Here is a 21,771-nt window from a genome sequence, read left to right as displayed (position 1 = left end):
GGCGAAGAGACACACCGAAATATGTTGCCCTGGTATAGGGCGGATTGCAGCCAAAGATCACCGGTTACCTTGGCCGAACCGTCATGCGACCAGGCGCAGCCAGGCCGTCGCGAGCGCCTCGTGGCCGGCCGGTGTCGGGTGGACGCCGTCCGCGGCCCAGTGCTCCGGGCCGGTGGTCGCAGCGAGCTCGGCGAACATGACGGTGCTTCCGGGTCGGATGGCGACCGGCACGTGCGCTCCTCGAAGCCGGACGGGCAGCGGGTGGGAAGGACCTCCCCAAGGTCCCCGACCGGACCGACACCGCGCCGACAGCCTCCGCGGCGCGCCGCCGACATCGGAGTGACAGTTCCTGACACCCCGCCGGACCGCGCCCAGGGGGGTAGGCCGCCGATGCGCCCATCCGGTGCCCGACTGCTCCGTCGAGGTGACTCAGAAGGGCCTTGAGGGGGCATCACCCTCCACCAAAAAGCCCTGTGCGCCCTTCTGACAGCCTCTGGCCGTCGGGAAGGTCGCCGGACACCGGGGGAGTGGAGATCGGCCGCCAGAGGGGCCGTTCTGTCGGCCGATTTTTGTCCGTTGCGCCGGAAAACGGGGCGTGTCGCGGCATTGCGTCCTGGCGCGGTGACGGCGGACCGTTCTCGCTGAGATCGAGCATCACCTCCTCGTCCCGACGGAGCTTGACCGACGCAGTCGGCCGGGATGATCCTGCTGTTGTGGACGATGTCGTGGACGAACGTTTTGTCAGCTCGATCGCGGAAGCGGACTCACCCATGTGGGCGGTCAGGGCGGCGGCAGGGCGACGACTGGCTACGGCAACCCGACTCGAAGGCGTTGCCCATGTCCTGCACCGTCTCCTCCTGGACGGTGACGACACCGGAGTGACCGCTGACACTGCGGCGGCACTGCTGGCCCGAAGGGATCTGGCCGGCCTGCGTGCCGTACTCGCGGCCCGTGCGGTGGCATCCGACGAGGGCACGGCGGACCAGCTCGCGGCTGAACTCGACGGTGACCCGCGCTGGGCGACAGGAGAGGGCGGCAGCGAGCTGACCGCACAACTCCGAACGCTGGCAGCGGACACGGACCCGGACGTTCGGGGCGAGGCGCTGTTGCGGCTTTCACGCCTGCGCTGAACAACCGGGCTCTTGTCCATCGTCGGCCGCGGGTCGTCGGTCCCAGGGGCCCTGCCCCTGGACCCCGCCAGCGCCTGGCCGCGCTGGACCGGCCGTGGCATGGGGGGCTCCTCGCCCCCCAGACCCCCTCGCCAGGCGCTTCGGCGCCCTGGACCCGCTCACCCTCGCGCCCTGCCCCGGCTCCCTGACGGTCGCCGGTGCACCCCTCGGGCGCTGGGCGCCCTCACTGGGCACAAGGGCCTGGCAGACCGGGGGCCGATGCCGGACGTGGCCGAGGTGGGGGAGGCGGGGTACCGTGCGTCGGCTGCAGGAGCCGGGTGGTGACGGTGCGTCGGCTGAGCAATGAAAAGGGAGGGAAGGGGAGTGTCACCTGAGAGGGGCACTCCCTGCGAGTGCAGGCAGCCATGTGCCGGGGCGGCGGTCAGGTTTCGCTCTTTAGTAAGAGGCGGCGCCGTTCTCAGGGCTCTGACCTGGGGTTTTGTGCAGGGCTATGTGCTCCCCAGGGCACATTCGAGGGCGCTGAGTGTGTACCTGGCGGGCACATTCGGCGAGAAAATCAAGCAGGGGTTGTGTTTTGACGGGTGCTCATCGCTCTGCCCGAAGTGCAGGTCAGCGCGTTGGGCCGACGAGGCGAGGGCGTCCACCGGGATGTGTGGCTACTGCACGTACGTGCCGTCATTGCGGCAACCCAAATCAAGCAGGCGTGGACTTCCGGTGCCCTGCGGCCCGAAAACTCCAGCCACCGTGGAGTTTTGGTGCCGCGTTCGAACATCGCGGGGCCCACGGGTCCGCTCCGGCGCGTCGCCGCGTCAAAAGACAAGCACACGTTGATTTTCTGGATACTCTCGGACCGCCTGAGTAACGAGGAGGTCCTGTGACATCTGATCCGCCCGCCCGTCGCCGGCGCGGGCCCCGGGCAGTACCCGCATCCACCTCCGGGGGGAGCGAAGCCGAGTACGGGGACATCCTGGCGGTCCTGGGCCAGCAGCTCGGGGAGAAGGTCGCCGAGGTCGCCGCGACGGCCGATCCCGGAGGCCGCCGCCGGCTCAAGGGCGTGCACTTCGAGTACGCGGCCGATCCGAAGGCCGTCCACGACATGGCCGGGGGCTCCGGATACAGCCTGGCCAGCAACTGGTTCACGCAGCTGCTGGCACAGCTGGCCGTCGCCAACAGCATCACCAAGTCCCAGCTCTGCGTCTTCCTCTTCGTGGCCGGCGGGCAGGTGCCGGGGACCGGCGTCACCCCGTACACGCAGCAGGAGATCACCGATGGGCTGAACAGGATCGCCGCGCAGAAGGGCGGCAAGATGATCACGCGTTCCACGGTCAACCGCGCCGTGCAGGCGCTGTGCGGCTACAACTGGGTGGAGAAGGCCGGCCGGGGCCGGATCCAGCTCAACGTGCGCCTGTGGTTCCACGGCAACAGCACCGCCCAGCACGACGTGCTCGCCGAGATCGCCGGCCGGCACGAGCACGACGTCGAGGCCTTCCCCTACGCTGTGGGCCCGCAAGGTGCCCATCAGGAGGAACTCGACCTCGACTTCGGGGCAGCAGCCGAATACCGAGGAAGGAAACGTACCGGGTGATAGCGCCGCCAGGCCCGTCCTCCACCACGGACCACCGCCACCGCTCACGAGGAAGGCTCTCCCATGGCTAACGTCATGTCTCCGATCGTCGCGGAGCGCATCTGGGCCCTGCCGTTGTCAGGGTCCGCCGTCAAGTTCCTCCAGTACCTCGTCTCCCGCAGCGACTTCGGGGGAGCGCTGACGGTCCGGCAGAAGGACATGGCGGCCGAGTACGGGGTGACGCCGCAGGCCGTCAGCGGGCTCATGGCTCCGTTGTGCGAGCTGAACATCGTGCTGAGGCCGCGCAGCGAGGGGCGCAACGGCAACTCCTACCGGCTGCACCCGCTGGCGGCGAAGTACGAGAGCCCCGAGAGCATGGAGGCGGCGTTCCGTGCGGCCCTCGTACGGATCCAGTCGGGGGACCTGCCCAACCTGAAGCTGCCGACGTACCACCAGGCGCCCCCCACCCCGACGACGGGCCGCCCGAAGCTCCAGGTCGCCTGAGCCGCCGCGCGGGCCGGGAGGGACCGGGAACCAGACGAGGGGCCCTCCACCATGTGGAGGGCCCCTCGCGCCTGAGTAACTTGTGCCCCCACTATATCCGCCGCGCCCCGCCTTGGGCAGCCGAACCGGGAAGGGCGGCGGAGCGGTGTCAGCGTCCGGTTGGCCGCTTTCCGTCTGTTCCGCCTTCCCCCGCCTCCGTGACGTACGGGACCTCGCGGCGAGCGGAGTCCCTGCCGAGGACGAGGCCGCGCTCGCTGTGCTGCGGGAGGCCATGCGCGCCGATCTCTGCGCCGGGCCAGCGCAGACCTGACATTCCGGCCGGCCCGGTTCCTGCGTCCTTTCGGTCCCTCCGGGCCGGCGTTGCCCAACCTGCCCGCCCCGCTTCGGTCCCTCCGCCGTCGCCCAGGGACTGAAGCCGCTGTGCCGTCAATCGGCTCCCGACGCAGGGTCTCTGACACGCCCCTCGGACCCTGCTTTCGGTCCCTGAGTCCCTCGGTCCCTCAGTCCCTGAACGTTTTCGCAGGTCAGAGGCCATACAGCCAAAACCGCAGGGACTGAAGGGACTGAGAATTCACTCTTCCAGCCTTTACGTGCGTGTGTGTATGCGCGGGCGTAAGCAGTACAGGTTCATATTCACGTCATAACTGGAAAACTGAGTCCCTCCGGTCCCTGTTCAGTCCCTGTCGAGATCAGGGTGAGGCCGCTGACCTGCAGGTTTGTCAGTGACCGAAGGGGCAGGGACCGAACAGGGACTGACGGGCCTTCCGCCCCTGTTCCCGGGGGTGTGGGGACGAGGGGGAGGGGGCCCGAGGAGAGGCGCGGCGCTTCGGTCCCTGGCTACAGATTCGGTGATACCGGGGCATACCAGGCAATCCGCCACGCGGGGCAGTGGCCGGCCTCCGGAGACCAGCCTCCGTCCAGAGGGACTCAAGGGACTGAAAAATCAAAACAGTCGCAGCAGCCTGCGCTGCTTCGGCGTGTCGCTGCGCTAGGCTCCGGCATTGTGAAAGTTTGGTCCCTTCAGTCCCTGCCGGGACCGGGGCCAACGCCCCGACCAGCTCACACAGTCGAACCAAGCCCAGCCGCACCGCCAAGGAAGACACACGTGCCAGCCCACAGCGCAACGCCGCCACCAGCGGCAGCAGCCGTCGGCGCGGGGCGCGGTCTCGACGTGGCGCTGTGGCTGGCGGCCAAGGGCATGCCCGTCCACCCCCTCGCCCCAGGGACCAAGACACCCGCGGGGAACTGTGCCGGCTGCCGGGAGCAGCACCACGCCCCCTCCGCCTGCCCCTGCACGGCGCGGGGACGGTGGTGCCACGGTTTCCACGCCGCGACCACGGACGAGGCCGTCATCAGGGACTGGTGGCGCCAGGAGCCCCGGTTCGGCGTCGGCGTCTCCTGCGGCCCGGCCCGCCTCGTCGTCATCGACGTGGACACGCACCCGGCCGCGCTGCCGGACCGCGGGCGCCTGCTGCCCGGCATCGTCATCGACGAGCGGGTCGACCTGACCGGACTGGGCTCCGGCTACGACACCCTCGCCCTCCTCGCCGCAGTCCGCCGCAGACCCGACCCCGCCCGGGACAGCGGCACCCTGCGCGTGCGCACCCCCAGCGGCGGCCTGCACATCTGGTACCGCGCCCCCCTGGGCGGCCCCGCCGTCCGGTCCTCCACCGGCACCGGCAGCCGCACGGCCCTGGCCTGGCAGGTCGACGTCCGGGCCACCGGCGGCTACATCGTCGCGCCCGGTACGCGTACCGCCCAGGGCGCCTACGAAGCCCTGCCCGGCGCCCGCGTCCCCGCGCCCCTGCCGCTGTGGCTGGGCGCCGAACTCGCCCGCACCGGGCACCACCCGGCCCCCCGGCAGGAGCCGGAACCGGAGCGTGCCGCGCGGCCCCGGACCGCACCCGCGGCAGCGGCGGTACGGGAGACCGGCCGCGACGACGCCCACCGCATCCTCGGCCCCCTCCTCGCCGAGGTCCGGGACTGCGCCCACGCACCCTCGGGCACCGCCTTCAGCGAGAAGCTCAACCGGGCGGCCTTCACCGCCGGCGGCCTCGCGGCCGCGGGCCACATCACGCTGCCCGAATGCGCCGGCCTCCTCACCGAAGCCGCGGACGCGGCCCGCCCGGACCGGTCGCGCCGCAGCCAACTCGTCATCGACTCCGCGCTCCGCGCCGGCAGCCACCGCCCCATCCACCCCAAGGGACGTCCATGAGCAGCGCAGGAAGCACCGGCTTCGACGCGCACGCCGCCGCGGAGCAGCTCGCGGTCTTCGCCGCGGAGACGGCCGGGACAGCCGGGACGGCGCCGGGGACCGGGGCAGGGGCCGCCGAGAGCGCCCAGTTGCCCGCCCAGCAGGTCTCCACGCCCGCGTCCACGTCGGCCCGCGCCGACGACTTCGTACAGGCCGGCCTGCTCGTCAACCTCACCGACCGCGGCAACGCCAAGCTCTTCGCCCACCTCCACAACCACCGCTTCCGCCACGTCGAGGGCCTCGGCTGGTACGTGTGGGACGAGTACCGGTGGAAGCGCACCGGCGGCGAGAAGGCGGCGATCTGGGCCGCCGGCGACATGGCCGAGGAGATGCCGCTGCACGACCCGCGCGGCCACTTCACCGACCGCGAGCTCGTCCAGCACCGCAAGCGCGCCATGTCGACCTCCGGGGTCAAGGCCATGCTGTCCCAGGCCAAGGCCTCCCCGGAGCTGGCCCTGGACCCCGACACCCTCGACGGCGACAAGTACGCCCTGTGCACCCCCGCGGGCGTCGTCGACCTGCGCACCGGCGAGCTCCGCAAGCCCGACCCGCGGCGGGACCTGCACTCGCGCGCCACCTACCTCGCGCCCGAGGCCAGCCCCACGCCCCGCTTCGCCCGGTTCCTGACGGAGACCTTCGGCGACGACGACAAGGGCAAGGAGATGATCACGTTCGTCCATCTCCTGCTGGGCTACTCCATCACCGGCGACGTCGGCGGCCAGGTCCTGCCGTTCCTCTACGGCATCGGCGCCAACGGCAAGTCGGCCCTGATGGACATCGTCATCAAGATCCTCGGCGACTACGCGGACGTCGCGCCGCCCGGCTTCCTGATGGAACGCGGCAAGTTCAACGAGCACTCGACCGAGCTCACCGAACTCCACGGCCGTCGCCTGTTCGTGTGCAGCGAACTCAAGCCGCACGACAAGTTCGACGAGGCCCGCGTCAAGCTCCTCACCGGCGGCGACCGCCTCAAGGCCCGCCGCATGCGCCAGGACTACTTCAGCTTCGAGCCCACCCACAAGCTGTGGCTGCTCGGCAACCACAGGCCCGAAGTCGGCACCGGCGGACACGCGTTCTGGCGCCGGATCCGGCTGATCCCGTTCGACAAGGTCGTCCCCGACCACCGGAAGATCGACAACCTGGCGGAGGAACTCGTCAACCACGAGGGCGCCGGCATCCTCCACTGGATGATCCAGGGCGCCATGGCCTACCTCCGGACCAAGCCCTCCCTCACCGGCCCCACCGTCGTGCGGACCGCCACCCAGGCCTACGCCACCACCGAGGACCACATCGGCCGCTTCCTCGCCGAGTGCTGCACCACCGGGGACGGCGCCGAGGAGCCGCGCGACTTCAAGGTGGAGCAGGGCGCCCTGTACCGCGCGTACAGCACCTGGTGCCAGGAGGGTGAGGGCCTGCGCCCCGCCACCACCCGTGCCTTCGCCACCCGGATCCGTGCCGAGGTCGGCATCTCCTCGCCCGGTGAAATGCTCCGCTCCAACGGTCAGAAGTTCTATCCCGGCCTCGCGCTGCTCGCAGACGAGGCAGGATGATCCGGTACGGGGCGGACGCGGCCGTGGCCGCGGGCGCCCGGCGAACGGGGCAGCCCGGGGGTGAACCGCCCGGGCCTACTGTCCGCCACCGCATCCGGCCACCTACCATGGACACGCAACGAACGATCCGGCCACAGGACGCCGCCCGGGACACCGGGACGGTGCGGCCGGCCGGGAGCGCGCGACGGGTACGTCGGCAACAGGTACGTCAGACCGAGAAGGGACCAAGGCCATGAGCTCGCTACTTCAAGCAAGCGATCTCACCCACGAGGACAAGGTGGTGTGGCTGGAAGACCCCGCACAGCTCGACTACGTACGCCAGGCCCTCGACAAGACCCCGCGCAGGCGCGGCAAGCCCCGCTACTACCGCGACGGCCGCATGGTCGGCTTCGCCGAACTCTGCGACAGCGCGGAGGCCGACCCCGACAGCGGGCTCCAGAAGCGCCGGGTGTTCTACCTGCTGCCGCACGACCGCGACGCCGAACCGGACGGCCTGTACCGGGCCGGGGCCCCCGGCGAGGCGGTGGACCCCCGCACGGTCGAGCCGCGGCACGTCGGCATGAAGACGGAGCGCTCCCAGCGCGGGGCCGCGGGCACCACGGCGCGCACCGTCGCCTGACGCGGGCCGGGCCGGATCGGCCGCACGGCTGTACGTACGGACTTCGAAAACTCGGTCCCTTCAGTCCCTTGCCGGCTCCTGCCACCGCTCTGACCTGCACGGACCATCAGGGACCGGCAGGGACTCGGAGGGGCCGGGAGGGATCGAAGGGCGGGCCGCGGATTCCGGCACGGGGGCGGCGCCGGTCAGGGCCGCAGGGCGTAGCAGCGGAGCACGTCCACGTCGGCGGTCCGTACGGAGGACCAGCCCGCGGTGAGCGCCTCCTCCTCGGCGGTGGTGATCGCGAGGTCCGCGAGCGGGTCTCCCGGCTCCCGGCGGCCCGCGAGCTCGGCGACGACCCAGAAGACGCCGCCGGGCGCCAGGACGCGGCGTACGCGGTCGAGGAAGGCGCGCTTGTCGTCCACCCACCGGTAGACCAGACGACAGGTCACGGCCGCGTACGCGGGCTCCGGCAGCCTCCCGAGGTCGTCGGCGCCGAAGTCCATCAGCAACCACGCGGGCCCCGGCCCCTGCCCCGCACCCGGGTCGGCGCGGCGGGCCGCGGCGAGGGCACTGGGGGCGCAGTCGATGCCGGTGACGCGGTAGCCGAGCCGGTGGTGGAGGTGGCGGGCCGGCCCGCCGTCCCCGCACCCGATGTCGAGGGCGGGGCGCCCCCGGCCGGGACCGAGGCATTCCGTCAGGAAGTCCGCCTCCGCCCCCTCCAAGGCCCGGTAGCGGCGGCCGTCCGCCCATAGCGGTTCCCAGTAGGCGGCGGGTGCGGTGGTGGTCACCGGGCTCCTCGGCGGGGACGGGTCGGGGCTGCGCGGACGTCCGCGCCGATCGTTGCGTCCTCCGGCGGGCGGGCGCAAGTACGGCGGCGGAGTGCGGAGTACGGAGTACGGCGGCGGAGTACGGAGCCAGCCGACCACGGCCGCCCGCCGCGCGTTCCCCGGCGGGGTGCGGGTCCCCGCGTGTCCACCGGACCGGAGCAATGCGAAGGGGCCGGTTTCAGGCGTCGTCGTCGTGGAGGCGCTGGTCCAGGTCGGTGGCCCACTCCAGGGCCCAGGCGCGCAGGGCGTCCGTCTCGGGGGCGGTGAGCCCGTAGGCGGCGAACTCCTCGTCGTCGGTCCACTCCGCGCCGGCGAGCCGGTCGCGGAGGTCCGCGAGGCGGAACTCGTCGCGGCCGTGGCGTTCGCCGAGCCGTTCGAGTTCACCGCGGGTGCGGTGCCGGGAGGCCGCGTGGACGTCGACGAGATCGCGTGCGGTGCCGCGGTCGGCCAGGGCCCGGACCTTGGTGCCGATGACCGAGTCGAGGGCGAGCACGGGCCCGTACGCCGTCCGGGCCGGCGGGGTCCAGAAGTGCTCCTTGAGGACGTCGACCGCGCAGCGCTCGCCGGTGGCGGGATCGGTGACCACCAGGCGGGCGGTGAGCGGGTCCACCCCGATGACCTCCACGCGCCAGCCCCGGGCGGCCAGCCCGCGCTCCAGCCCGGCCGCGATGTCGGCCATGGGGGCGGGGTTCTCCGTGGCGACGTCGAGGTCCTGGCTGACCCGTTCGACCAGGCCGTGGGCCTGGACCGCGTACCCGCCGGCGAGGACCAGCGGGTACGGGGAGCCGATGTCGATCACGGCGTCCAGGAGCCGGCGGTGCAGACCGCTGAGCCTCACGCGGCCGCGGGCCCGGCCGCCGGGGCCAGCTCGGGGAAGGAGTCCTCCCAGACCTGCCGGACGTGCCGGCTGACCAGCGTGCGCAGGACCGGCCACTGGGCGGTGAGCAGATCGCGGTTGAGGAGCTTGACCAGGTCCTCGTGCTGCCCCTCGGCCAGGACCGTCCGGTACAGGCCCATCCGCAGCCGCGGCCGGTCCAGGTCGTAGGAGCGCAGCCCGGACCAGGCGACGTGCAGCGGCAGCTCGACCACTCCGTGCTCGGGCCCGGCGAGCTCGTCGAGGGCGGCGGGCAGCCTGCCCGCGTACCGGGCGCGCAGCACCTCGGCCGCCGACGGGCCGGGGGTGGGGGAGTACGGCGTGACCATGCCCTCGATTATCCCGCGTCCCGCCCGCCCCCGGTACCGCAGACGCGTCATCCCGCCCACCGGCGGGCGGGCGGGATGGTGCGACGAGCGGGGCATCACCCACGTGTCATGTGGTGTGGCGGGCACCGGGTGTGTGGCCGAAGGTGCGGCGGAAGACGTCGATGAAGGTGCTGGCGGAAGACCAGCCGCAGCGGTGGGCGACCGCGGTGACGGGGACGTCGTCCGCCAGGAGGATCAGCGCGTGGTGGAGCCTGATCTGAGTGCGCCACTGGAGGTAGGTGAGGCCGAGGTCGGCGCGGAGGCGGCGGGAGAGGGTGCGGGCGCTGGCGCCGATCTGGCGCCCGAGATCGTCGAGTGAGCGGTTGTCGGCCGCGTCGGCGCGCAGGATGCCGTGCAGTTCGCGGAGCAGGGGGTCGGTGGGGACCGGCAGGTGCAGCGGCTGTTCGGGGGAGAGCGCGAGCCGGTCGAGCATGACCGCGCGCAGGCGCAGGTGGGGTGGGCCGTCGTCGGCGGGGTCGCGGGTGTACGCGACGATGAGTTCGCGCAGCAGGGGGCTGACGGCGAGGACGGCGGGCTTGTCCAGGCCGAGGGGGTTGTCGGTGGCGGGCAGGCCGACGAGGTGGAGGTCGAGTTCGCCGTGTGCCTGATGCCGGTGGACGGTGCCGGCGGGGATCCAGAGCGCGCGGGTGGCGGGGGCAACCCAGGAACCGGCGTCGGTGGTCACCGCGATGGCGCCCCGGCCGGCGTAGACGATCTGGTGGTCGTCATGGCGGTGCGCATCGATCTCGCCGCCGGAGGCCAGGCGCTGGGTCCGGGTCGGTGCAACGGATTCGTGGCGGACTTCCTGCATCACCTGTCAATCTACCGAAAGCGCGACACCGTGTGCTTCTCCCAGCCTGGGTGGGTGCGAAGGAATACATCGATCTCCCTGCTGGCCGTGGGACACGCCTGCGTCGACATCTACCAGGGCGCCGTCGCGGCGCTGATCCCGTTCTTCGTGGCCGAACGGGACTACACCTACGCGGTCGCCTCCGGCATCGTGCTGGCCGCGTCGCTGCTGTCGTCGGTGGCCCAGCCGGCGTTCGGGGCGCTCACCGACCGGTGGGCGATGCCGTGGCTGCTGCCGGTCAGCACCCTGCTGGGCGGAGTGGGCATCGCGCTCAGCGGCCTGAGCGGCTCCTACGGGCTCACCCTGTGCTTCGTCGCGGTCTCCGGCATCGGGGTGGCCGCCTACCACCCGGAGTCGGCCCGCGTGGCCCGGCTGGCCGGCGAGGGCAGTCACAGTGCGATGGCCTGGTTCTCCCTGGGCGGCAACATCGGCTTCGCCCTTGCCCCGCTCATGGTGTCGGCCGTGATCGGACACGGCTCCCTGCGCTGGACGCCCGTCCTGGTCCTGCCCGCGCTCGCCGGCGCCGCTCTGTGCGTGCCCGTGCTCCGGATGCTCGCCCGGCCCGAGGCCGGCGCGTCCAGGACGGAGGCACCGCGGGGTGCCGATGACGTGCCCTCGTTCGTGAAGCTGTCCCTGGCGGTCGTCTTCCGCTCCATCGTCTTCACCGGCCTGAGCACCTTCATCTCCCTCTACGTCCAGCAGCGCATGCAGGGCAGCACCACCGCGGGCACCATCGCCCTGTTCCTGCTGTTCCTGGGCGGCGCGGTCGGCTCGGTCCTGGGAGGGTCCCTGGCCAACCGCCACGACCGCGTCCACGTCTCCCGCTGGTCCTACCTGCTCTCCGTCGCCGCGGTGACCGGGGTGATCTACGCACCCGGCCCGGCCGTGTTCCTCTTCGTGGCCCTCACCTCCGTCGGCCTGTACGTCCCCTTCTCCCTCCAGATCACCCTGGGCCAGGACTATCTGCCCTCCCGTATCGGTACGGCCAGCGGCGTCACCCTCGGCCTCACCGTCAGCATCGGCGGACTCGTCAGCCCGCTGCTGGGACAACTGGCCGACTCCACCTCCCTGAAGACGGCCCTCACCCCCCTGATCGCCATGCCCGCCCTGAGCTGGCTCCTCTTCCGCGCCCTGCCCGAACCCACCGCCCCCGAGCCTCAAGCCGACGCACCCGTACCCGGGCCCGCGCCCGCGCCCGCGATCCCGGGTGATGACCGCTGACGGGAGCCCGGCTGCGGTACGAGCGCAGGCAGGGCCGGGACGCCCGGCCGGCCGTGATCCTCCGGGGCGTCGTGCCTCCCCCGCGCGGGGGAGGCGGGCCGGTCCCGGTGGCCGATGTGCCGCGGGGGCGGTGCGGGCAGAGTCTTTCCCGGGCGGGACGCGGTGGGCGTGCCGGACGAGAAGCAGACCTCGGGGGACGACATGACGACGACCACGGCCACGGCGGCGGCTACGGCGGCGGTGGGGAGCGGCGGTTGGCGGCACGCCTGGGCGGGCCGGGTGGCGGCGGGGGCGGCGATCGCCTACGCGGCGCCGCACTTCTGGTGGGGTGCCGGGATCGGCGCGACGTTCCCCGGGGACTTCGCCTCCGCGCCGCACGGCACCTGGGAGGCCGCCATCGGGTACTGGGTGATGGGGGCCGTGGCCGTGGCCGGCGCCGTCGTGGCACTCGCCCTGGTCCACCCCTGGGGACTCCGCCTCCCGCGCCGGACGCTCTGCGCCCTGTCCCTGACGGCCTCGGCCGGCATGACCCTGTGGGGCTTCACCTACTTCGCGATGCAGGGCCTGCTCGCCGCGGGCAGGGTGGTCTCCGCCCCCGCCTTCGCCGCCAAGGACGCCCACCCCCAGGCCGCCTGGGGCCTCTTCTGGTACGGGCTGTTCGTCCTGTGGGGGCTGATGCTCGGCCTGGCCGCCTGGAAGAGGTTGCGCGGGCGCGGGGACCGCACCGCCGTGACCGGGTGATCCGGCGCGGCCCGCACCGGGCGGCTCAGGACCGCTGCGGCCGTTCGGCGACGGCGTCGATGCCCGCCGCACGCAGCCGGCGGGCCAGCAGCTCCATCTCGGGCAGCGTGCCCGAGTGGCTGCCCGCCCGGATCCCGCCCAGCACGGTCCGGACCTCGTCCAGACCGATGCCGAGCTCCGCCCGCAGCACGCGCATCACCGCCGCGTTCCGCGCCGACGGGTCCACCCGCAGGAGGGCCGGCCCGTGCTCGGCGAGCAGACGGCCGCGCAGCTCGGCGGGCAGTTCGCCCTTGCACACGAACATCGCCGCCCCGCAGGCCGTGCAGCCGAACTCGGTGTCCCAGCGCAAGGACCGGTCGTCCAGCACCTGGACACCGCACCACTCGACTTCCGCACCGCAATCGCCGCACTCTGCCGCGTACGTGATGGACTCGAAGACCGCCTGTTCCATTCCCGCCTCCCCCCGTTCCGGAGGGGACGAGGCTAGCCGACGGCACGCGCGCCGCTCAGGCGGCCCTCTGCCGCTCGGCCGCCTTGCGCGTGCCCATCCCGACGGCCACGAGGGCCAGCCCGAGGGCGACGACGCCGAGGTAGGCGGTGGCCGGAAGGTCGACGATCTTGTGGATCCAGCCCCACTCCGTGCCGAAGAAGGCCCGCGAGCCGTAGCTGACGACCCCCTGGGCGCCGACGACGTAGCCGATGCTCTCGACTGTGTATCCGATGCTGATCCGTATGGTTGTTCGCACGGACCAATCCTCTCGCGGCGATGCCGTGCGAGCGTCCTCCGGAGGGCCGAAAACGCAGTAGGCCGAAGGATGCAGTCGCCGCGGACCGTCAGTCTCCCGGAGCGGTCTGACGGTCCGTCGGGCGCCGGTAGCGCACCTCCTCCACGGCCGTCCCGCCGTACAGGTCGCTCTGCACCGCGCCGTCGACGGCGTAACCGGCGGCGGCGTAGAACCTCCGCGCCCGGACGTTGTCGCGCAGGACCCACAACTGGAGGGTGGCGAACCGCCGTACCTCGGGATGGCGGTGCACCGCGTCCATCAGCACGCGGCCGACGCCCTGCCCCACCAGCGCCGGCTCGACGTACAGGGCGTACACCTCACCGGGCGCCGCGGCGTCGCTCTCGCCCCGGTACGCGCCGAAGCAGACCCAGCCGACGGGCACGTCGCCCTCGTCCACGGCCACCAGGTCCCAGACCGACCCGCGGGACGGGGCGAAGCCGGCGCGCCGCCGCTCGGCGTCGGCCGCGGGGGACATGCCGTCCAGGTGGTCCTGCGGGACGAGCCCGGCATAGGCGGCCCGCCAGCCCCGCACCCGCAGCGCGGCGACCGCGTCGATGTCGGCCTCGTTCATCTCCCGGACCCTGACCATGCCCGCAGCGTAGCCAGTCCCGCAGGGCCGCGGAACTCCGGTGCTTTCCGTAGCCCGCCGAGTGTACGGTGCCGTGGTGACGGACGGCCTGCGGACAAGACTGGCGGATGCGTTCCCGGCACTTGCCGACGAGATCGCGCACCTGCTGCGTGCCGAGGGTGACCCCCTGGCGGAGGCGGTCGCCGACCTGCCCTACCACGGCCCTTGCACCTGTACCGCGACCTGCACCAACCTGCTGACCGCGCCGCCCGGTTCGTCGGGCTCCTCGATGGTCCAGCTCGAACGCGACGGCACGGACGTCATCTGGCTGGGCCTCGACCCCTCCCGGACCACGATCACCGACATCGAGGTCCTGGACGGACGCGACCTCGGCCCAAGCGCCGAGTGGTCCGGTTGACCACGTGCTTCCGCCCGTTCGCCGTCCAGGGCAGAGTCCCCGCCCCGGCACGCGGCCGGGTGGCGGGGACGGGGACGGCCCGTCAGGAGACGGTGCGGGAGCGGAGCTTGAGGAGGTCCGACGCCGACAGGCCCAGGCCGTTCGTCAGGAAGCTCCCGAAGCTGCCGTAGTCGGCCACGGCCTGGTCGCGGAACGCGGCGAGGTAGGCGGGGCGGACTTCCTGGAGCGGGATCAGCAGGTCCGGGTTCTGCATGTACCCGGCGGCCTTCACCTGGTCGCGCAGGGCCTTGTCGGAGGCGGCCCGCAGGCTGTTGGACAGGAGGTAGTCCTGCTCCGAGGTCGCGGCGGGGACGCCGACGGCGCGCAGGACGGTGTCCGCGAGGACCCCGGTGCGGTCCTTGCCCGCCGAGCAGTGGAAGGCGATCGGCTTGGTGGAGCCGGCGATGTCCTTGATCGCGGCCCCGAGCTGGGCCCGGTTGGCGGGGTTGGTGACGAAGCCCTTGTACAGCGCGGTCATCCGGGCTTCGGCGGCGCCGTTGCCGAGCTGGGCCTGCTGGTGGACGGGGTCCTTGGAGCGGACCACGCCGCCGATGAAGGCGAAGAGGCTGGTGTCGTCGACCGGACGGGCCACGGGGGTCACCCCGGCCGGGAGCCGGTCGGTGCCGTCGGCCTGTATCTCCGGGGTGGTGCGCAGGTCGACGACCTTGCCGAGGCCGAGCGCGGCGAGGGCGTTGACCCCGTCGGCGTTCAGCTTGGAGAGGGTCTCGGTGCGGTAGACGGTGCCCCACTTGGTGGTCTTGCCGTCGTAGGTGGGGTAGCCGCCGATGTCGCGGGCGTTGACCAGTCCGGGGACGGTCAGGACGCGGCCGGGCGCCGTGGTGCCGGCGGCGGACGCCGCCGGCCCGGCCGCGGCGTGGGCGGCGGCGGGAGCCAGCGGGGCGGCGAGGGCGACGGCGAGGACGACGGCGGAGGCGCGGAGGGCGCGGGAAACGGATCGCACGCGGAGGGTTCCTTCCTTCGGCGGGAGCGGGAACGTAGCGCGTGGATCCTCAAAGCTGAAGACGTCGGCGGGGTGATCGACGGGCAAATCCTCGGCGTCTTGGGCATGGCAATCCATGCCGTGGTGTCTCGGAGTGTCTGGGGTCAATGCCTGTGAACGCGTGTGAACGCCTGTGAATGTTGATCTTGGTGGGGCTAGAGTTCATTCCCCGGGTCGTTGATGCGGGAGGGGTGGGGGACGTGGGCGTGGTCGTCGATGACGGTGTGCGGACGCGTGTGTCGGTGTACGCCGTCGCGGTGGAGGGGGAACGGCTGCTGCTGGCCCGGCTGTCGGACGCGTCACCGGTCTTCGCGCCGGGGCTCTGGCACCTGCCGGGCGGCGGCATCGATCCGGGCGAGCAGCCCGTGGAGGCCCTCGCCCGCGAGCTCCGGGAGGAGACGGGGCTCGAACTCGCCGCCGCCCGCCTGCTCGACGCGCGGACGTACGCGGCCCGCCGGCTCGGCGTGAACTGGAGCCTCACCGCGCTGTTCTACGCCGTCGACCTGGAGGCCGGGGCGCCCGAGGTGGTCGAGGCCGATGGTTCGACCGACGCGGCGCGCTGGATCCCCCTCGCGGAGCTGCGGGAGTCCGTGCTGTCGCCGGCGGCGGCCGACGCCCTGCGCATGCTCGCGCCCCGGGAGGGGTGAGGGGCGGGGCCCGTCAGCCGAGGGCGCGGACCACCGACCACAGGAGGCGCCCGTTCTCCGGGGCGGCGCCGCCCGGGAAGGCGGACCGGCGGCGCGTGTAGGCGTACGCGAACCCCTGGCGGGGGTCGGCGAGGGCGAGGGAACCCGCGGCGCCGCTGTGGCCGAAGGCGCCCGCGCCGAGGGCGGCGAACTGGGGGCCGTAGCTCTGGAAGCCGAGACCGAACGCCTTCGCCGAGCCGCCGACGAGGTCCTTGCCCTCGGAGTGGATGCGGGCGAACTCGGCGGCCGTGTCCGGCTTCAGCAGGGGCTCCCGCCCGTCCAGGCCGAAGGCGGCGGCCGCGTACATGCCCGCCAGGCCGCGCGCCGAGCCGATCCCGCCCGCCGACGCCTGGCCCCCCGCGCGCACGGCACGCGCGTTGGGGAACTCGTACAGCGGGACGTGGCCCGGCGCGTGCTCGTTGAAGGCGATCCCGCCCATGCCGTACGGGCTGGCGGCGCCCGCCGCGATCTCGGCCGCCTGCTCCGGCGTCGGCAGCACCGGCAGCGTGCTCAGGAAGCGCGGCTCCTCGGACTCCGGCAGGCCCAGCCACAGGTCCAGCCCGTACGGGGCGCGCACCCGCTCCTCGTACCAGTCCTGCAGCGTGCGCCCGGTGGCCCGGAGCACCACCTCCCCGACCAGGGCGCCGATCACGAGGGCGTGGTAGCCGAAGAACCGCCCCGGCTGCCAGAACGGGCGCTGTCCCGCCAGCCGGGACGCGATCAGCCGGTCGTCGGCCAGCTCCGCCCGGGTGAACCCGGCGTCCAGGCCGATCACTCCGGCCCGGTGGGCCAGCAGCTCGCGCAGGGTGACCCCGCCCTTGCCCTCGGCGGCGAAGTCGGGCCAGTACGAGGCGACGGTCCGGTCCAGGTCCAGCAGGCCGTCCTGCACCAGCAGCGCCGTCACCAGGTAGGCCGCGCCCTTGGTGGAGGAGAAGACGCCGAGCAGGGACCCGGCGTCCACGCCCTGCGACCACAGGTCCACCACCCGTTCGCCGGCGCGGTGCACCACCAGCTGCGCGCCGGGCGCGTGCTCCTCGGCCGCGAGGAAGGCCTCGAACTCCTCCCGCACCCCTTCGAAACCGTCGGCCACCGTGCCGTGGACTGCCATGGACCCGCCCCTCCCGAACCGCTTGTCGATCTTGCCGTCCCGGAACCCGGCGGGCCGCGGCCCTATTCCCCGGGCGGCTCGGCGGGCGGCTCTCCGGGCGGTCTTCAGATCGCCGTGGAGAGGGCCGTGTCACGCCACCGGTCGAGTTCCCGCCGGACCAGGTCCAGCTTCGCCTCGACGCGTTCGACCGCGTCCGCGCCCAGCTGCAGGCGCAGCGGCGGCTCGGCGGCCCCGGTGACGTCGACGATCGCCCGGGCCGCCTTCGCCGGGTCGCCCGGCTGGAGGCCGTCGTTCGCGGCCAGCGCCTCGCGCACCGGTCCCGCGCCGACGGCGTAGTCGGCGATGGCCGCCGGTTCCACGCGGATGCTGGAGCCGCTGAGGAAGTCGGTGCGGAAGCCGCCCGGCTCGACGACCGTGACGTGGATGCCGAGCGGCGCGAGCTCGCCGTGCAGCGCCTCGGAGATGCCCTCCAGGGCGAACTTCGACGCGCCGTACAGGCCGACCGCCGGAGCGGTGGCGAAGCCGCCCACGGAGCCGATGTTCAGGACGTGCCCCGACCGCTGGGCGCGCAGCGTGGGCAGGGTCGCCCGCAGCGTGTTGAGCACGCCGAAGACGTTGACGTCGAAGAGGTCCCGCGCGGCCCGGTCGGAGGTCTCCTCGATCGCGCCCACGAGGCCGTACCCGGCGTTGTTGACCACGACGTCGATCCGGCCGAACTCCGCGAGGCCGGCCTCGACCGCGGCCGCCAGCTGCTCCGGCTCGGTCACGTCCGCGCTCACCGCCAGCAGCCCGTCCGGCTTCTGCGGGTACGCCCCGAGCAGCGCCGACGCGTCCCTCGCCGTCGCGATCACGCTGTGGCCCCGGCGCAGCGCCTCACGGGTGATCTCCGCGCCGAGTCCGCGCGACGCCCCGGTGACAAACCAAACACCCATGTTCTTCCGCACTCCGATCGTCTCGTCCGACTGGCTGACGGTCCGACGCTAGGAGCTGGAGTGCGCTCCAGGTCAACAGCTTTGTGACGGGGGTCACGCGTGGAGTTGCGCCGCGAGCGGCTGGACGTGATGCGGCACGAGGTGCGGACCTACGAGGAGCACGCCGCCCGCGGCACGGTCGACCGCCCCGGGAGCGGCCGGGCGGGGGTGAGCGGGTCGCCGTTCAGCTCGGTCTCGCCCGGGAAGGCCCACCACAACTCCCCCTCCGGGGTGAGGTAGGGGGTCATGCCGTCCGCCTCTCCGCCCTGGTCGAGCGCGTCGGCGACCGCGGTCAGGTAAACGGCGAGGGAGGGCCAGCCGTCGTCGAAGCGGCCGGTGTCGTCGTGCGCGGCACTGCCGAGGCGGCCCCGGCCGGGTCCCTCGCGCAGGTCGATGACCTGGGAGTCGCCGTCGCTCTCCGCCCAGGGGATCCACTGCGGGTGCCACCAGGGTTCGTCGTCCTCGCCGTCGCCGTGGGGCTCCGTCAGGTCGGGGTCGTCACCGGCGATCTCGACGCACATCCGCCAGTGGGCGAGCATCCCGCCGACGGACAGGGGCGGCGGCCCGGGGAGCAGGTTGGCCCACTCGGTGATCCCGTCGTGGCAGGCCAGTGATGCCAGCAGGTCGGCGGGGAAGCGGACCCCCATCTCCTGCTGTGCGGACTCGACTTCGGCGGGCTCGGCGGGGGCTGCGAGCAGTGCGTACGAGACGGGGGCGTGCCGGCGCATCCAGCCGCCGATCCGGGCCCAGGAGCGGGCCACCGGCTGCGGGGCGGGAAAGGTCAGCACCCTGAGGAGGAGGTCGAGGCTGCGGAGCCAGTGTGGGTAGCGGTCGGTGTCGGCCCAGAGCGCGCGGAGCTCGGACGGCTCGGCCCGGACGCGGTGCAGGGCGCGTACGGCGATGTCCCGCAGGTCGGCGGGCAGTTCGGGGACGGGCAGGTCCGGCCCGTACGCGCTGGTGACGGGCCGCCCTCCGGGACACTGCGCGGCGACGAGTGCCGCTGCCGCCACCGCGGGGACCGCCAGGCCCTGGTCGAGGGGGTCGGCGGCGTCGAGGACGCGGACGAGCGCGTCCCGCACGAGGCCGGGCCGCGCCGCCTCGGGGGCCTCGTCGAGGTCCCCGCAGAAGTCCGCGGCGGCGTCGCTGTCGAAGGGGCCGACGTCCCAGGTACCCATGGAGCTCCTTGAGGTGGGGGTGCCCGGGGATCCTGCCAGGAGGCACTGACAGCGGCGCGCCGGTCCGCCGCGGCCGAGTGCGCCCGGTCAGCCCTCTCGGGCGGGCTCGGGCCAGTGGTCGTCGGTGAGGGTTGCGACGAGGCGGTCGTCGTGCAGGATCGCCTCGACGTCCGGGCCCCGGGCGACGGACGGGGCGAAGGCGGTGGGCGGGACGTGGGCGAGGAGGAAGACGAAGTGGAGCGTGAACGGCGGGTCGTCGTCCGGAATGCCGTCGGCGTCCAGCTTCAGGTTCGCCTTCCACGCGGCTTCGCAGAGCATGGACACGAAGATGCCCGTGAAGCCGGCGTCGAGCAGCGCGTCGGCGTCGTCGATCAGGACGGCGACGTCCTTGGTGTCGCCGCCGTGGCCGTGCCAGTCGTGCAGGCAGTCCACCAGGGCGTGCCAGTTCCGGCCGAAGTAGCCGGGAAAGGACAGGGCGCGGTCGAACGCGGTGAACACCGAGGCGGGATCCGGCATGGCGCGGCCGTCCAGCCGGACGACGCGTCCGCCCCGTGCCCGGAGTGCGGCCGTCTCGGCCGTGACCCACGGGTCGTCGGCGCGGGTGAAGACGACCCACGGTGAACGGCGTTCCGTGAGGGTGGGGGTGGGGGTGGTGGGCGTGGGGTTGGCCATGGCAGATCCTCGCACGCTGCGTGCGACGCCCTCGAGGCGGTGCTCGGCGATCGTTTTGAGCCAGATGGCGGGGGCTTCGGGCCTGAAAGTTGGCCATGACACGTATGGTGCCTACATGTAACTCGGCGCGCGCGAACGGCTGCTCACCGGAGCGTGTCGGTGGGGTCCTCCCTCCCCAGGACCCATCGGCGTCTCGTACCGCCCCGCCCGCCCCGCCGCGCCGAACCGGACCGCGGGCCCCTCCACAGCGGAACCGTCGAACGCACGGGAACCGGTGTGCCCGGCCGCATCACAGGAAGCAACGCATGCCACACACAGCCAGCCCAGGCCGGCCCACCGCCCTCGTGATCGGCGCCGGCGCCGCCGGGCTGCTCGCCGCCTCCGTGCTCGCCGAGTTCGCCGACGTCACGGTCATCGAGCGCGACACGCTGCCCGCCGGCCCCGAGGACCGGCGCGGGGTGCCGCAGGCCCGCCACGCGCACCTCGTCTGGAGCGGCGGCGTCCGGGCCTTCGAGGAACTCCTCCCCGGGTTCGTCGACAGCGTCGTCGCCCGGGGCGGCAGGCTGGTCCACATCATGGGCGACATGGTCTCCCGGGCCCCGAACGAGGTCTGGTTCCGCCGCTTCGGCGGCACCCACCACCGCAACCTCGTGTGCTCGCGCAACCTCCTCGACCACGTCCTGCGCGAGCGCGTCCTGGGCGACCCCCGCATCACCGTCCACGAGGACTCCGCCGCCGAGCGCCTCGAAGGCGGCGCGGGCCGCGTCACCGGCGTCGGTGCGCGGATCGGCACCGCGACGCGCACCCTGGCCGCCGACCTCGTCGTCGACGCCTCCGGACGCGGGTCGCGGGCCCCGGCCTGGCTCCGGGACCTCGGGCTGCCGCCCGTGACGGAGCGCCAGGTCGACGCGGGCGTCGCCTACGCCACCCGCGCCTTCCGCGCCCCCGGGACGACTGCCGGGGGCTTCCCGCTGGTCAACGTACAGGCCAACCCGGCCAAGGCCCCCGGCCAGGGCGGCATCATCCTCCCCGTCGAGGACGGCCGCTGGATCGTCACCCTCTCCGGCACGCGCGGCGGCGAACCCACCAAGGACGCCGACGCCTTCACCGGCTTCGCCCTGAACCTCGGCGACCCCGTCATCGGCGAGCTCATCAAGGACGCCGAGCCCCTGGGCGAGGTGGTGACCACGCGCAGCACCGCCAACCGCCGCCGCTACTACGAGAAGGCCAAGGACTGGCCGGACGGGTTCGTCGTCCTCGGCGACGCCGTCGCCGGCTACAACCCCGTGTACGGGCACGGCCTCACCGTTGCCGCCCAGTGCGCCCTCGCCCTCAGGGACGTACTCGCCTCCGCCCCCGGCGGCCTCACCGCCCCCGGCACCGCCCGCCGCGTACAACGCGCCGCCGCCCGGCCCGTCTCCGGCGCGTGGGACCTGGCCGTGGGCCAGGACGCCTCGTACCCCGGCGCCGGCGACACCGCGCCCAAGGCCGTCGAACGGTTCCTCACCCGGTTCGTCGACCGCGCCGTCGAGACCGCCGCCCGCAGCCCCCGGGCGCTCGGCGCCCTGCTGGACGTCATGAGCCTGGAGAAGCCCGCGACCCGGCTGTTCTCCCGGGACATGCTGCTCCCCATGCTGTTCGGCGCGAAGGAGCCGCACCTGCAGGGGCCTCCGCTGAGCGAGGCCGACCGGAAGGCCGCCGCCGTCACCGGGGAGTGAGCGAGGGCCGGGGGAGGTCTCAAGGGGGCCTGGAAGCCCGCCGGGGGGGGGGGCCCCCCCCGGGGGGCCCCCCCCCCCCCCGCGGGGGGGGGGCCCCCCCGGGGGGGGGGCCCGCCCCCCCCCCCCCCCCGCCCCGGGGCCCCCCCC

At 73.3% G+C, this 21,771-nt stretch carries 24 protein-coding genes; 11 read left to right on the top strand and 13 right to left on the bottom strand.

Annotated features, from left to right (window positions below; genetic code table 11):
* Positions 1-81: 81 nt before the first annotated feature.
* The gene (locus ACIPW5_RS05085) at positions 82-231 is read right to left on the bottom strand and encodes a hypothetical protein (RefSeq protein ID WP_401240519.1); all 150 of its coding nucleotides are present in this window, start codon (positions 229-231) and stop codon (positions 82-84) included.
* 482 nt (positions 232-713) lie between these two features.
* Here ACIPW5_RS05085 and ACIPW5_RS05080 point away from each other — a divergent pair, with 482 nt between their 5' ends.
* The 6 genes from ACIPW5_RS05080 to ACIPW5_RS05055 all read left to right on the top strand — a co-directional run bounded on the left by ACIPW5_RS05080 (position 714) and on the right by ACIPW5_RS05055 (position 7,621).
* A complete protein-coding gene (locus ACIPW5_RS05080; RefSeq protein ID WP_401240517.1) occupies positions 714-1,130 on the top strand; it encodes a hypothetical protein in 417 nt (138 codons plus the stop codon).
* 874 nt (positions 1,131-2,004) lie between these two features.
* Positions 2,005-2,715 carry a hypothetical protein gene (locus ACIPW5_RS05075; protein WP_401240514.1) on the top strand — a complete coding sequence of 237 codons (711 nt, stop codon included), beginning with the start codon at positions 2,005-2,007 and terminating at the stop codon, positions 2,713-2,715.
* Between the two features lie 63 nt (positions 2,716-2,778).
* Positions 2,779-3,198, top strand: a complete 420-nt coding sequence (locus ACIPW5_RS05070; protein WP_401240512.1) for a hypothetical protein — start codon at positions 2,779-2,781, stop codon at positions 3,196-3,198.
* Positions 3,199-4,369: 1,171 nt separating this feature from the next.
* The gene (locus tag ACIPW5_RS05065; protein ID WP_401241416.1) at positions 4,370-5,413 is read left to right on the top strand and encodes a bifunctional DNA primase/polymerase; all 1,044 of its coding nucleotides are present in this window, start codon (positions 4,370-4,372) and stop codon (positions 5,411-5,413) included.
* Complete coding sequence (locus ACIPW5_RS05060; RefSeq protein WP_401240509.1) at positions 5,410-7,002, top strand: phage/plasmid primase, P4 family; 1,593 nt, start codon at positions 5,410-5,412, stop codon at positions 7,000-7,002. Before ACIPW5_RS05065 ends, ACIPW5_RS05060 begins: the two co-directional genes overlap by 4 nt.
* Positions 7,003-7,234: 232 nt before the next feature.
* The gene (locus ACIPW5_RS05055; RefSeq protein WP_401240505.1) at positions 7,235-7,621 is read left to right on the top strand and encodes a DUF6009 family protein; all 387 of its coding nucleotides are present in this window, start codon (positions 7,235-7,237) and stop codon (positions 7,619-7,621) included.
* A 185-nt stretch (positions 7,622-7,806) separates the two neighbouring features.
* On the opposite strand, the gene ACIPW5_RS05050 is transcribed toward ACIPW5_RS05055, so the two are convergent.
* From ACIPW5_RS05050 to ACIPW5_RS05035, 4 genes are all read right to left on the bottom strand, one after another.
* Positions 7,807-8,391 (bottom strand): class I SAM-dependent methyltransferase, encoded by a 585-nt coding sequence (locus ACIPW5_RS05050; RefSeq protein ID WP_401240502.1) that lies wholly within the window; start codon positions 8,389-8,391, stop codon positions 7,807-7,809.
* A 217-nt stretch (positions 8,392-8,608) separates the two neighbouring features.
* Positions 8,609-9,268 carry a nucleotidyl transferase AbiEii/AbiGii toxin family protein gene (locus ACIPW5_RS05045; RefSeq protein WP_401240500.1) on the bottom strand — a complete coding sequence of 220 codons (660 nt, stop codon included), beginning with the start codon at positions 9,266-9,268 and terminating at the stop codon, positions 8,609-8,611.
* A complete protein-coding gene (locus tag ACIPW5_RS05040) occupies positions 9,265-9,633 on the bottom strand; it encodes a hypothetical protein (RefSeq protein ID WP_401240498.1) in 369 nt (122 codons plus the stop codon). Before ACIPW5_RS05040 ends, ACIPW5_RS05045 begins: the two co-directional genes overlap by 4 nt.
* 106 nt (positions 9,634-9,739) lie before the next feature.
* A complete protein-coding gene (locus ACIPW5_RS05035; protein WP_401240495.1) occupies positions 9,740-10,483 on the bottom strand; it encodes an AraC family transcriptional regulator in 744 nt (247 codons plus the stop codon).
* A 54-nt stretch (positions 10,484-10,537) separates the two neighbouring features.
* Here ACIPW5_RS05035 and ACIPW5_RS05030 point away from each other — a divergent pair, with 54 nt between their 5' ends.
* Both ACIPW5_RS05030 and ACIPW5_RS05025 read left to right on the top strand, forming a co-directional pair.
* The gene (locus ACIPW5_RS05030; protein WP_401240492.1) at positions 10,538-11,743 is read left to right on the top strand and encodes an MFS transporter; all 1,206 of its coding nucleotides are present in this window, start codon (positions 10,538-10,540) and stop codon (positions 11,741-11,743) included.
* Between the two features lie 168 nt (positions 11,744-11,911).
* Entirely contained in the window at positions 11,912-12,484 is a 573-nt protein-coding gene (locus ACIPW5_RS05025) for a DUF3995 domain-containing protein (protein WP_401240490.1), read from the top strand.
* 25 nt (positions 12,485-12,509) lie between these two features.
* Here the strand turns inward: ACIPW5_RS05025 and ACIPW5_RS05020 are convergent, their stop codons facing one another.
* The 3 genes from ACIPW5_RS05020 to ACIPW5_RS05010 all read right to left on the bottom strand — a co-directional run bounded on the left by ACIPW5_RS05020 (position 12,510) and on the right by ACIPW5_RS05010 (position 13,858).
* Positions 12,510-12,935 carry a hypothetical protein gene (locus ACIPW5_RS05020; protein ID WP_401240488.1) on the bottom strand — a complete coding sequence of 142 codons (426 nt, stop codon included), beginning with the start codon at positions 12,933-12,935 and terminating at the stop codon, positions 12,510-12,512.
* 55 nt (positions 12,936-12,990) lie between these two features.
* Positions 12,991-13,230, bottom strand: coding sequence for a hypothetical protein (locus ACIPW5_RS05015; protein WP_401240485.1), 240 nt, complete (start codon positions 13,228-13,230; stop codon positions 12,991-12,993).
* A gap of 88 nt (positions 13,231-13,318) precedes the next feature.
* Positions 13,319-13,858, bottom strand: coding sequence for a GNAT family N-acetyltransferase (locus ACIPW5_RS05010; protein WP_401240483.1), 540 nt, complete (start codon positions 13,856-13,858; stop codon positions 13,319-13,321).
* 76 nt (positions 13,859-13,934) lie between these two features.
* Between ACIPW5_RS05010 and ACIPW5_RS05005 the strand changes: the two genes are divergently transcribed.
* Positions 13,935-14,255: a hypothetical protein gene (locus ACIPW5_RS05005; protein WP_401240480.1), complete on the top strand. Its 321-nt coding sequence runs from the start codon at positions 13,935-13,937 to the stop codon at positions 14,253-14,255.
* Positions 14,256-14,337: 82 nt separating this feature from the next.
* Here the strand turns inward: ACIPW5_RS05005 and ACIPW5_RS05000 are convergent, their stop codons facing one another.
* Positions 14,338-15,255: a tyrosine-protein phosphatase gene (locus tag ACIPW5_RS05000; RefSeq protein WP_401240477.1), complete on the bottom strand. Its 918-nt coding sequence runs from the start codon at positions 15,253-15,255 to the stop codon at positions 14,338-14,340.
* A 263-nt stretch (positions 15,256-15,518) separates the two neighbouring features.
* Here ACIPW5_RS05000 and ACIPW5_RS04995 point away from each other — a divergent pair, with 263 nt between their 5' ends.
* Entirely contained in the window at positions 15,519-15,941 is a 423-nt protein-coding gene (locus ACIPW5_RS04995; RefSeq protein WP_401240474.1) for an NUDIX hydrolase, read from the top strand.
* Positions 15,942-15,954: 13 nt separating this feature from the next.
* Here the strand turns inward: ACIPW5_RS04995 and ACIPW5_RS04990 are convergent, their stop codons facing one another.
* From ACIPW5_RS04990 to ACIPW5_RS04975, 4 genes are all read right to left on the bottom strand, one after another.
* Positions 15,955-17,088 carry a serine hydrolase domain-containing protein gene (locus ACIPW5_RS04990; RefSeq protein WP_401240471.1) on the bottom strand — a complete coding sequence of 378 codons (1,134 nt, stop codon included), beginning with the start codon at positions 17,086-17,088 and terminating at the stop codon, positions 15,955-15,957.
* A 104-nt stretch (positions 17,089-17,192) separates the two neighbouring features.
* Positions 17,193-18,020 (bottom strand): oxidoreductase, encoded by an 828-nt coding sequence (locus tag ACIPW5_RS04985; protein WP_401240468.1) that lies wholly within the window; start codon positions 18,018-18,020, stop codon positions 17,193-17,195.
* A gap of 149 nt (positions 18,021-18,169) precedes the next feature.
* Entirely contained in the window at positions 18,170-19,234 is a 1,065-nt protein-coding gene (locus ACIPW5_RS04980; RefSeq protein WP_401240465.1) for a DUF4259 domain-containing protein, read from the bottom strand.
* A gap of 87 nt (positions 19,235-19,321) precedes the next feature.
* Complete coding sequence (locus ACIPW5_RS04975; RefSeq protein ID WP_401240462.1) at positions 19,322-19,906, bottom strand: barstar family protein; 585 nt, start codon at positions 19,904-19,906, stop codon at positions 19,322-19,324.
* Positions 19,907-20,211: 305 nt separating this feature from the next.
* Here ACIPW5_RS04975 and ACIPW5_RS04970 point away from each other — a divergent pair, with 305 nt between their 5' ends.
* Positions 20,212-21,624 (top strand): NAD(P)/FAD-dependent oxidoreductase, encoded by a 1,413-nt coding sequence (locus ACIPW5_RS04970; protein WP_401240460.1) that lies wholly within the window; start codon positions 20,212-20,214, stop codon positions 21,622-21,624.
* Positions 21,625-21,771: the final 147 nt, after the last annotated feature.

It is taken from the genome of Streptomyces sp. NPDC090077 (assembly GCF_044747545.1).
Taxonomy (GTDB): Bacteria; Actinomycetota; Actinomycetes; order Streptomycetales; family Streptomycetaceae; genus Streptomyces.
This window is presented reverse-complemented; position numbering and strand designations above follow the sequence as displayed.

Bases quoted from the DNA above. Each gene is read 5' to 3' on its own strand.
- ACIPW5_RS04985 (WP_401240468.1), bottom strand. From the start codon at position 18,020: ATGGGTGTTTGGTTTGTCACCGGGGCGTCGCGCGGACTCGGCGCGGAG.
- ACIPW5_RS05055 (WP_401240505.1), top strand. From the start codon at position 7,235: ATGAGCTCGCTACTTCAAGCAAGCGATCTCACCCACGAGGACAAGGTG.
- ACIPW5_RS05060 (WP_401240509.1), top strand. From the start codon at position 5,410: ATGAGCAGCGCAGGAAGCACCGGCTTCGACGCGCACGCCGCCGCGGAG.
- ACIPW5_RS04980 (WP_401240465.1), bottom strand. From the start codon at position 19,234: ATGGGTACCTGGGACGTCGGCCCCTTCGACAGCGACGCCGCCGCGGAC.
- ACIPW5_RS04990 (WP_401240471.1), bottom strand. From the start codon at position 17,088: ATGGCAGTCCACGGCACGGTGGCCGACGGTTTCGAAGGGGTGCGGGAG.
- ACIPW5_RS04975 (WP_401240462.1), bottom strand. From the start codon at position 19,906: ATGGCCAACCCCACGCCCACCACCCCCACCCCCACCCTCACGGAACGC.
- ACIPW5_RS05070 (WP_401240512.1), top strand. From the start codon at position 2,779: ATGGCTAACGTCATGTCTCCGATCGTCGCGGAGCGCATCTGGGCCCTG.
- ACIPW5_RS05035 (WP_401240495.1), bottom strand. From the start codon at position 10,483: ATGCAGGAAGTCCGCCACGAATCCGTTGCACCGACCCGGACCCAGCGC.
- ACIPW5_RS04970 (WP_401240460.1), top strand. From the start codon at position 20,212: ATGCCACACACAGCCAGCCCAGGCCGGCCCACCGCCCTCGTGATCGGC.
- ACIPW5_RS05010 (WP_401240483.1), bottom strand. From the start codon at position 13,858: ATGGTCAGGGTCCGGGAGATGAACGAGGCCGACATCGACGCGGTCGCC.
- ACIPW5_RS05040 (WP_401240498.1), bottom strand. From the start codon at position 9,633: ATGGTCACGCCGTACTCCCCCACCCCCGGCCCGTCGGCGGCCGAGGTG.
- ACIPW5_RS05020 (WP_401240488.1), bottom strand. From the start codon at position 12,935: ATGGAACAGGCGGTCTTCGAGTCCATCACGTACGCGGCAGAGTGCGGC.